This is a genomic window from Marinomonas vulgaris (assembly GCF_018145875.1).
In the GTDB taxonomy this organism is placed as follows: domain Bacteria; phylum Pseudomonadota; class Gammaproteobacteria; order Pseudomonadales; family Marinomonadaceae; genus Marinomonas; species Marinomonas vulgaris.
The window spans coordinates 1-7,943 of the sequence record NZ_JAGSSV010000042.1; the positions used below are offsets into that span (position 1 = coordinate 1).

General features: G+C 40.2%; 4 protein-coding genes and 1 pseudogene. 3 read left to right on the top strand and 2 right to left on the bottom strand.

The window, feature by feature from the left end:
- The first annotated feature begins 272 nt into the window (after window positions 1–272).
- Window positions 273–2,231, top strand: a complete 1,959-nt coding sequence (locus tag J9B83_RS15340) for a sensor domain-containing diguanylate cyclase (protein ID WP_211537676.1) — start codon at window positions 273–275, stop codon at window positions 2,229–2,231.
- Window positions 2,232–2,348: 117 nt separating this feature from the next.
- Here J9B83_RS15340 and J9B83_RS15345 read toward each other — a convergent pair whose 3' ends face one another.
- A complete protein-coding gene (locus tag J9B83_RS15345; protein ID WP_211537677.1) occupies window positions 2,349–4,769 on the bottom strand; it encodes an EAL domain-containing protein in 2,421 nt (806 codons plus the stop codon).
- Between the two features lie 6 nt (window positions 4,770–4,775).
- Window positions 4,776–6,329, bottom strand: coding sequence for a methyl-accepting chemotaxis protein (locus J9B83_RS15350; RefSeq protein ID WP_211537678.1), 1,554 nt, complete (start codon window positions 6,327–6,329; stop codon window positions 4,776–4,778).
- A 373-nt stretch (window positions 6,330–6,702) separates the two neighbouring features.
- On the opposite strand from J9B83_RS15350, the gene rnk reads away from it, so the two are divergent.
- Together rnk and J9B83_RS16045 are read left to right on the top strand one after the other, a co-directional pair.
- Window positions 6,703–7,116: a nucleoside diphosphate kinase regulator gene (gene rnk / locus J9B83_RS15355; protein ID WP_211537679.1), complete on the top strand. Its 414-nt coding sequence runs from the start codon at window positions 6,703–6,705 to the stop codon at window positions 7,114–7,116.
- A gap of 77 nt (window positions 7,117–7,193) precedes the next feature.
- Window positions 7,194–7,681: pseudogene (locus tag J9B83_RS16045) on the top strand (metal ABC transporter permease).
- Window positions 7,682–7,943: the final 262 nt, after the last annotated feature.

A 7,943-nucleotide genomic window follows, 5' to 3' on the forward strand; every position in this document is an offset into this window, starting at 1 on the left:
AGTTGATGTGACATGGTCAGGCTCGAAGGTTAAAAATGAATTGTCTCATGCGCGGGACTTATTCGCATCTTCCTTAAAGGAAGTATCCCACTCTATGTAGTTTATTCAGACAACAATAAAATGGTAAAATGCACTTTAAAGGTGCAAGGCAGCAATTAAATGGTAAGGCGCACTTTAAAAGTGCAAGATGACAGTCGAAGAAGACAGTGCTCATACGTTTAACAGTCTAAATGCTGTTATAATTACAAAAATATTTACACGGAATGGTAAAAATGATCTTTAAGCGTTTTTTTGTACTGCTTTTCTTATTTTCAATAGCGTTTTTGGCTATTTCTTACCCTATCTATTCCCAATATTATCATGGCGTTCAAAATGAAATTTTAGCTACTGAAGAAATTTCTGTGGTGGCAGCAAAACAGAAGGTACAAAAGGAAATATACGAGCAGATACATTTACTGGCTGCATTAAAAAGCTCTGTATTGTTAACAAAGTTTGTGACAAATAGGACACAAGAAAACAGAGAGTCTCTAGAGTCGAGTTTTATAAATATTTCAACTAACTTCCACCGGTTTGACCAAATTCGTTTGCTTAGCAACGAAGGGTTTGAATTGATCAGAGTAAATTTCGAGAAAGGTCAAGGTGTTGCTGTGCCTTTGGCAGATTTACAGGATAAGTCCCAACGCTACTATTTTAATGAGACAAACCGATTGTCTGATCACCAAGTGTATGTGTCTCAGTTAGATCTCAACATAGAGCAAGGTCAAATTGAACAACCTCACAAACCCATGCTACGCATCGCCACTCCAGTAATAGATTCAAAAGGTAATAGAGCAGGTGTTTTAGTAGTAAATTATTTAGCTAAAGGAATGTTAGATAATTTCCGCTACCAAATGTCTCAACGCGTAGGTCAACAAGGAATGCTTATAGATCCTGATGGTTATTGGCTAAGTAATCATCAGCGTATCAACGAATGGGGGGCCGACTTAGGTCGTCCAGAACATACATTTTCTCGTCTTTATCCAGAGGCTTGGCCTAAGATATCTTCTAGTGCTTCAGGGACTGTTTTCACTGGGCAGGGCGTGTTTCGGTTTGAGAGTATTGAACCTCTTGATTTTGCTAAGTCAGAGCACGGTCATTTTAAAGCCGATCATTATCCTCTGTTCTCTCCTTCATCACTGTCAAACAGTGATTGGAAGATAGTCGTTTACATACCTAATGACTATATAAAATCACAATCTATCTTGTATCAGCCTCTTGGGCAGTTATTTTTTGTTCTTATAACCCTTTTTGTTGCTGGGTTAGCTGCACTGGTCGCCATTTTATTAACTCAACAACAAGCTCGTTTGATAAAGCAAAAGGAGCTGGATGATTTGTACAATCATGCTCCGTGTGGTTATCACAGTTTAGATAAAAATGGTTTCTTTGTTCGTATCAATCAAACTGAGCTTGACTGGTTAGGGTATTCACGAGATGAGGTCATAGGACGATCTTTTGTAGATTTTCTCAAGAACGAGAGTAAAGGCCGCTTTTACGAATTATTTGATGAGTTAAAGGTAAAAAGAAAGATAGAGAATGAAGTCCTGGAGATGCAGTGTAAAGATGGGAGTAGTTTTCATGCATCCAGTTCTGTTAGATCATTACAAAGTGAAAGAGATAATTTTGCTGTTGCACGTGCTAGCGTATTCGACATAAGTGATCGTATAAAGCTGGAAAAAAAATTAGAAACACTTGCTAATATTGATCCATTGACAAACGTCAGTAATCGTCGTCACTTTTACGAACAAGCTAATACTGAGTTTAAACGTGCCAAGTGCAGTGACGGTAAAGTATCAATCATTATGTTTGATATTGACTACTTTAAAAAAGTTAATGATAACTATGGTCATGATGTAGGAGATACAGTATTAAAACTTCTTACCAATGAAGTTGGTAAGTGTTTACGTGACATTGACTTGTTTGCTCGCTTTGGTGGAGAAGAGTTTATTATCCTGCTTACTGAACAGTCAGATGATGAAACCGCACGTGTAGCGGAAAGAATACGTAATACAGTCGAAAGGTTGGACATAGAAACGCCATTGGGCAAGACCTTAAATGTAACCGTCTCTCTTGGTTTTACTACGCTAACACCTCAAGATAAGGAACTAGATTCATTAATTAAAAAATCAGATATAGCGCTTTACCAAGCAAAGGCTCAAGGACGTAACCGACTTATACAATACAGTGATGATTAAGAGAACTTGCATTTAACACCTTCCAAAACAGAAAACGGTAACAATTTGTCCGTAAGCCCTCCAATCAATCAGAAAGAAGGGCTTTAGCTTACTAATGATGGCATGATTATTTGTAATTTAAGCTTTTGTTAAATTCAGCACTTTGCATATATAGTCTGGTTTTGCAAACAGGTAGCCTTGTCCAATACGGCAGCCTAATTTCATAAGAATTTGCCGTTGTGCTTCAGTCTCTATTCCTTCAGCGATTACTTCTAAGTTCACGGCTTTTGCAATATCAATAACCGCTGCTACCAGGCGCTGACCTACTTCTCCATGCACATCGTCCACGAAGCTTTTGTCTATTTTTAATTCATCAACAGCAAGTTTACGAATGTAACTTAAAGACGAATAGCCTGTTCCAAAATCATCTAAGGAGATTCCAATGCCTTTCAATCTTAGTGAGTGTAGGTTGTCTAAAACCTGCTGGTTCATCTCAAGCAGCACACCTTCCGTCACTTCTAAGTCTAAATAAGTGAGGGGTACTTCTAACTCGTCAGATAACGAGAAAATGTAACTAGCTAGGGCGGCGTCATTAAAATGAGAAGAGGTAATGTTGACAGCGATAGGAAGTACTTTTCTCTTGTCATTAAGGCAACGACTTAAGCAGTTAAATACTGTTTTTAAAACATAACGATCAACTTCTTTTGCTAGCAACATTTTCTCGGCCACTTGTATAAACTCAACCGGTGATATACGACCAAGTACAGGGTCGTTCCAGCGTAGTAATGCTTCGTAACCTATTATTTCATCGGTGTATAGATTGACTTTAGGTTGTAGGTGAACTTTCAGAATATCTTGTTCAAGTGCGACTATAAGTCGTTGCTCTATATCAAGCTGTCTCTGTAAACATGCATTAAATTTTTCATCATAAAAAGCGATGTCGTTTTGACTGCTTCTGGCTTTCGATAGTACAGACTGTGCTTGTAGCACAACGTGATCTATGTTTTTTGTATCATCAGGATAGATAGAAATACCGATTTTACCGCTGATACGTATCTCTTTTTTGTCTATTAAATAGGGTTTATTGACCTTTTCTAGAACAGCCTCAGCAATATTATTTGCCCTTGTGGCATCATTTACAAACACGGCGATAATAAACTCATCAGAGCTGGGTCGGCTTAACAGTATATTTTGATGGGTATTACTTTTTATTCTGTCTGCGATCTCGGTAAGGATTTGATCGCCTACGTTTATACCATAACGATTATTAATCATGCTAAAGCGATTGCAATCAAGATAAAAAATGGCGAAACGCTCCGTGGATGCCCATTTTTGTAAGCTTAAGAAAAAGGCCTCTGCATTTAAAAGCCCTGTAAGGGTGTCATGATTTTTTAGGAATGCCGCCTCTCTGAGTGCCTCTTCCTTTTCTGAAACATCAATGCCAAATCCTTGGATTTCACTTAAGCCCAAATGGTTATTCACTTTTGTAAACCACCATTCAACTTGCAGTAAACCACTTTTTCGGCGCATGGTTGCGTTACATTTGATTTGCGTTGCATCTTGGCTGCTAGAAATAGTATGAAGCGTATCCTTCATATTATTTTTGTTACCGTATAAAAAGTTAACAAAATTTAAGCCAACGACTTCTTGATTCGTACACTCAAAAACATCATAGAAAGACTGATTTGCAAAGGTGAGTTTAAAGTCCGTATCCAAACGACAGATGATCTGCCCTTGGCACTCAACAATACTTTTATAGCGCTGCTCTGCTTGGGAAAGTTCAATTAGGGCATTTTGATAATCCGTTAGATCGTGGCATATACCAATGAAATTTGTTCCAAGTTCTGTTTTAGCTTCACCAATCGACAAGCGCATCGGGAAAATACGGCCATCTTTTTTACGCCCTGGAACGTCCCTACCTGTGCCAATTATTTGGGCTTTACCTGTATTAGAGTAGTTTTGTAAATAACTATCATGATCACCATGATAGGGAGAGGGCATCAGCATTTTGACGTTTTGACCGATTGTTTCCTCTTTTGTGTAGCCAAACATGGCTTCAGCGGCTCGGTTAAAGCTGGTGATAATGCCTTTGATATTGATGGTGATAATGCCGTTTACGGCGGCATCGAACAGCGCATTTTGCAGAGATTCGAGCTGGAGCTTTGCTGAAAGGGTTTGTTTGTAGTCTGACAGGTCATGGCAAATTCCAATGTAATAAATATGGTCTTTTATAACGGCCTTACCAACAGATAAGTGCATGGGGAATTCTGTGCCGTCTTTTTTGATGCCTTTAACGTCTCGCCCGCTGCCAATGATTTTGGCATCGCCAGTCTTATGATAATTGTCTAGGTAGGAATCGTGGGCGTGCTTGTAGGGTTCAGGCATCAAAATATTAACATTTTGATACGTGCATTCTTCGACGGACCGTTGAAATAACGCTTCTGCGGATTTAGAAAAATGCAAAATGATGCCTTTTTCATTGATAACAACAATGGCGTCGGCAGCCGAATCCATCATGGCCTGATACAGCAGACCTAAATCGTTCAGAATATTTTTCATTATTAACTACCTTTTAAATCGAACAACAAGCTCGTGCAATTCATCCGAGATATTATTTAAGTAGGTAATGGTGTCAAACAGTTCATCAGAGCTTTGTGTGCTGCTGTCAGCAAGGTCTGAGATATTAGCAACTTGTGTTTTGATGTCGCCTGCGACGTAGGCTTGTTCTTCTACCGCCGTGGCCATTTGAGTGGACATGGTGGCGATTTGACTCACCGCTTTTGAGATGCCTGCAAGCATTTCACCACTTTCAATAACGTGGCTTAAGCCTTCTTCCGCATCTCTTGAGCCATCTTCGGAGATTTTCACGGCATTGTCAGCGCGTTCGGTAAGCTCCTCCACTATGGTATAAATTTCTTTGGTGGATTCTTGTGTGCGATGGGCTAAATTGCGCACTTCATCCGCCACCACTGAAAAGCCACGACCTTGCTCGCCGGCTCTAGCAGCTTCGATGGCCGCGTTTAATGCAAGTAAGTTCGTTTGCTCAGCAATCTGTTCAATCATTTGTGCAGCTTGGGCAATTTTTGTTGTTTGGTCTGAAACACCATGCACGGAACGACCAATTTCTTGCACTGTGTCTTTGAGCTTCATGATTGCGCTGTGCGTGATGTTTGCTACCTGGTTACCGTTTGTGGCGAGTTGATTGGCGGTTTCAGCGTGGGTGGCTGTATCACCAACGTGTTTGGATACTTCGGTAATGGCTGACGTCATTTCATTAATGGCGGTAGCGACCTGGTGAGTTTCGGTTTGTTGACTGGCAATGGCTTGCTGCGTCAAATTAGTTAACGACGCGCTTTTTTCAGACTCTCTTGCTACATCTGCAGCCGCACTTTCAATACGAGTGATCACAGTGTCTAAATGCGCGAGTTGGCTTAATATAGAAACTTTAAGCTCGCCAATTGCGCCATTGTCGTCTGTGTAAGAACTAACCGCTATAGGGTGCGAAAAAGAGTGCTTTAACATGGCGTTCAAGGCACCAAACGTGGATTTGGTTTGAGCTGACGTCCAAAAAGCGTAAATAAGCACAGTGAGCAATAGCTCGATTTGTGACGCCATCGTGTAGCCCGTACCGAACAGTGCTGCATATACGCCTAATCCAAGCACAAGAAACAAGTTGGGAAGCGAAATAGGTGTGCTGGTTTTGACGTGTTTTCCTGCATTGATGTTTTGGTACAACTTATCGGCACGATCCACGTCTTCTCGGTTTGGGCATGAGCGAACAGATTCATACCCAATCACCGTTCCATTCTCTGTTACGGGTGTGATATACGCATCTACCCAATAATAATCACCGTTCTTGCAACGGTTTTTGACCATGCCCATCCAAGGTTTGCCGGCATCTAGGTGTTCCCACATAACTTTAAATGCCTGTGCAGGCATATCAGGGTGACGAACTAGATTGTGTTGCTGGCCGATTAGTTCATGTTCTTCAAAACCGCTGATGTCCACAAATGCTTTGTTACAGCTGAGAATAATGCCTGTCTTATCAGTGACAGTGATGAGTTTTGTATCGCGATCAAAGGTCTGTTCTTTGTTGGTGATGGGCATATTGTTACGCATTAGTTATCCTAAACAACTCCGTCGAGAGATTTCATTAGTCAGTGTATGTTACATACATTCGCAACATTTTTGTGCATTATTACTGCTTTGCTTTGCTTTGCTTTGTTTTGTTTTGTTTTGTTTTGTTTTGTTTTGTTTTGGTGCGTTTTATTTGGCGAATGTGCAATTATTAATGTTTTTATGATAACTATCATCATTACCTGATTTTAATATCAGCTTACACGAAGCATCTTAGGTTAATAATATAGTAGTTCATTTGGCTTTCTATTACAGATTGCCAGACGTACTATCAGCGACGGTAGTGGTATGTGATTTGTGTACAGCAACTACTTCAAGTACTAAGCAAAATTTGTAAATAGTTAATGAGGAAATAATGATAACAAGACCTGATATAACGATCTCTTCGTTGGATTTGAAGAGACTAGAAGACCTAATTGATTCGCTTCCTAAAGCTGATATCGCTGGTGTGAGTGAACTAGAAGAAGAGCTTACACGCGCAACGATTGTTGCTCCTAAAGATGTTCCAGACAATATTATCACCATGAACTCAACGGTTAAGTTTATTGTTGAAGCTACAAATAAAGAGTTTGAATTGACGTTGGTGTATCCAAAAAACATGGAATCGAATGGAACAACTATTTCAATTTTAGCGCCTGTGGGTAGCGCATTGCTTGGTCTTTCTATTGGTGATGAGATTGAATGGCCGAAACCCGGTGGTGGAAATTTAAAGATTAAAATCATACAAGTGACGTTCCAACCTGAAAGGGCTGGTGAATATCAACTGTAGTTGACGTTGTAAAAGGAGTTTTGGTAAAAAGTCATAGTTGTGAAGATGCCATAATCGGTGCGGTTTGGGCAATTGGAATGGCGATAGGGATCCCATTTATCGCTCATACCCCAGGCCATAGCGTACAGTTAATAAGCTTTTTGCTTGGTTCAATTTTGACAACGGGCCCAGAGCGTTTTTGGATGATGGCGATTGGGTTAAGTATAGTCGCAGTGGTATTAATTGTTTTGTGAAAATCCATGATTGCGACTGCTCTAGATTCGGAGTTTATGAGCCTGCGCGGTCCGCCCTTTGTTTGGCTAGACCGCTTACTATTGGTGATTATCGCTGTCAAAGTAGTGTTACTTATTCAGGTTGTGGGGTTAATCTTATGTTAACTCCACTTGCTGCGGTCGCTGCACAATGGACTGCCTCAATGAAAGGTATGGTACTGATTACTACCTTTACTTCGTTGCTTTTTGTCGGTATCGCTATGTTGGTCTCTGTTCAACTTGATTGGCCTGCTGGCTTGACTATTATTGTGTTTGCAGCGGCGATGTTCACGGATTCGACCCTTATTAAATGAAAATAACAATTTGAGGAACGGATAATTGGCAGTAAGGCAATCAGTAAGATCTTAGGGTGAACATGCTTGTGCTGCTTTATAATTATGTTGATACCAGAACTACAAATCAGGGTTAAGCCGACCAAAACTTTCTGCAAAGACATAGTTTTACCTTTAGTGAATTAGGCATGCAACCGACAATATCAGCTTGGGAAACTGCGATTAAGAATTCGCATTGTGCCCAGAATGCCTAATTTGGTTAAAAACCACAAAAAGTCACTCA

What these genes read in the sequence shown, in the direction of transcription:
- rnk (WP_211537679.1), top strand. Translation starts at nt 6,703, where the DNA reads ATGATAACAAGACCTGATATAACGATCTCTTCGTTGGATTTGAAGAGA.
- J9B83_RS15340 (WP_211537676.1), top strand. Translation starts at nt 273, where the DNA reads ATGATCTTTAAGCGTTTTTTTGTACTGCTTTTCTTATTTTCAATAGCG.
- J9B83_RS15350 (WP_211537678.1), bottom strand. Translation starts at nt 6,329, where the DNA reads ATGCGTAACAATATGCCCATCACCAACAAAGAACAGACCTTTGATCGC.
- J9B83_RS15345 (WP_211537677.1), bottom strand. Translation starts at nt 4,769, where the DNA reads ATGAAAAATATTCTGAACGATTTAGGTCTGCTGTATCAGGCCATGATG.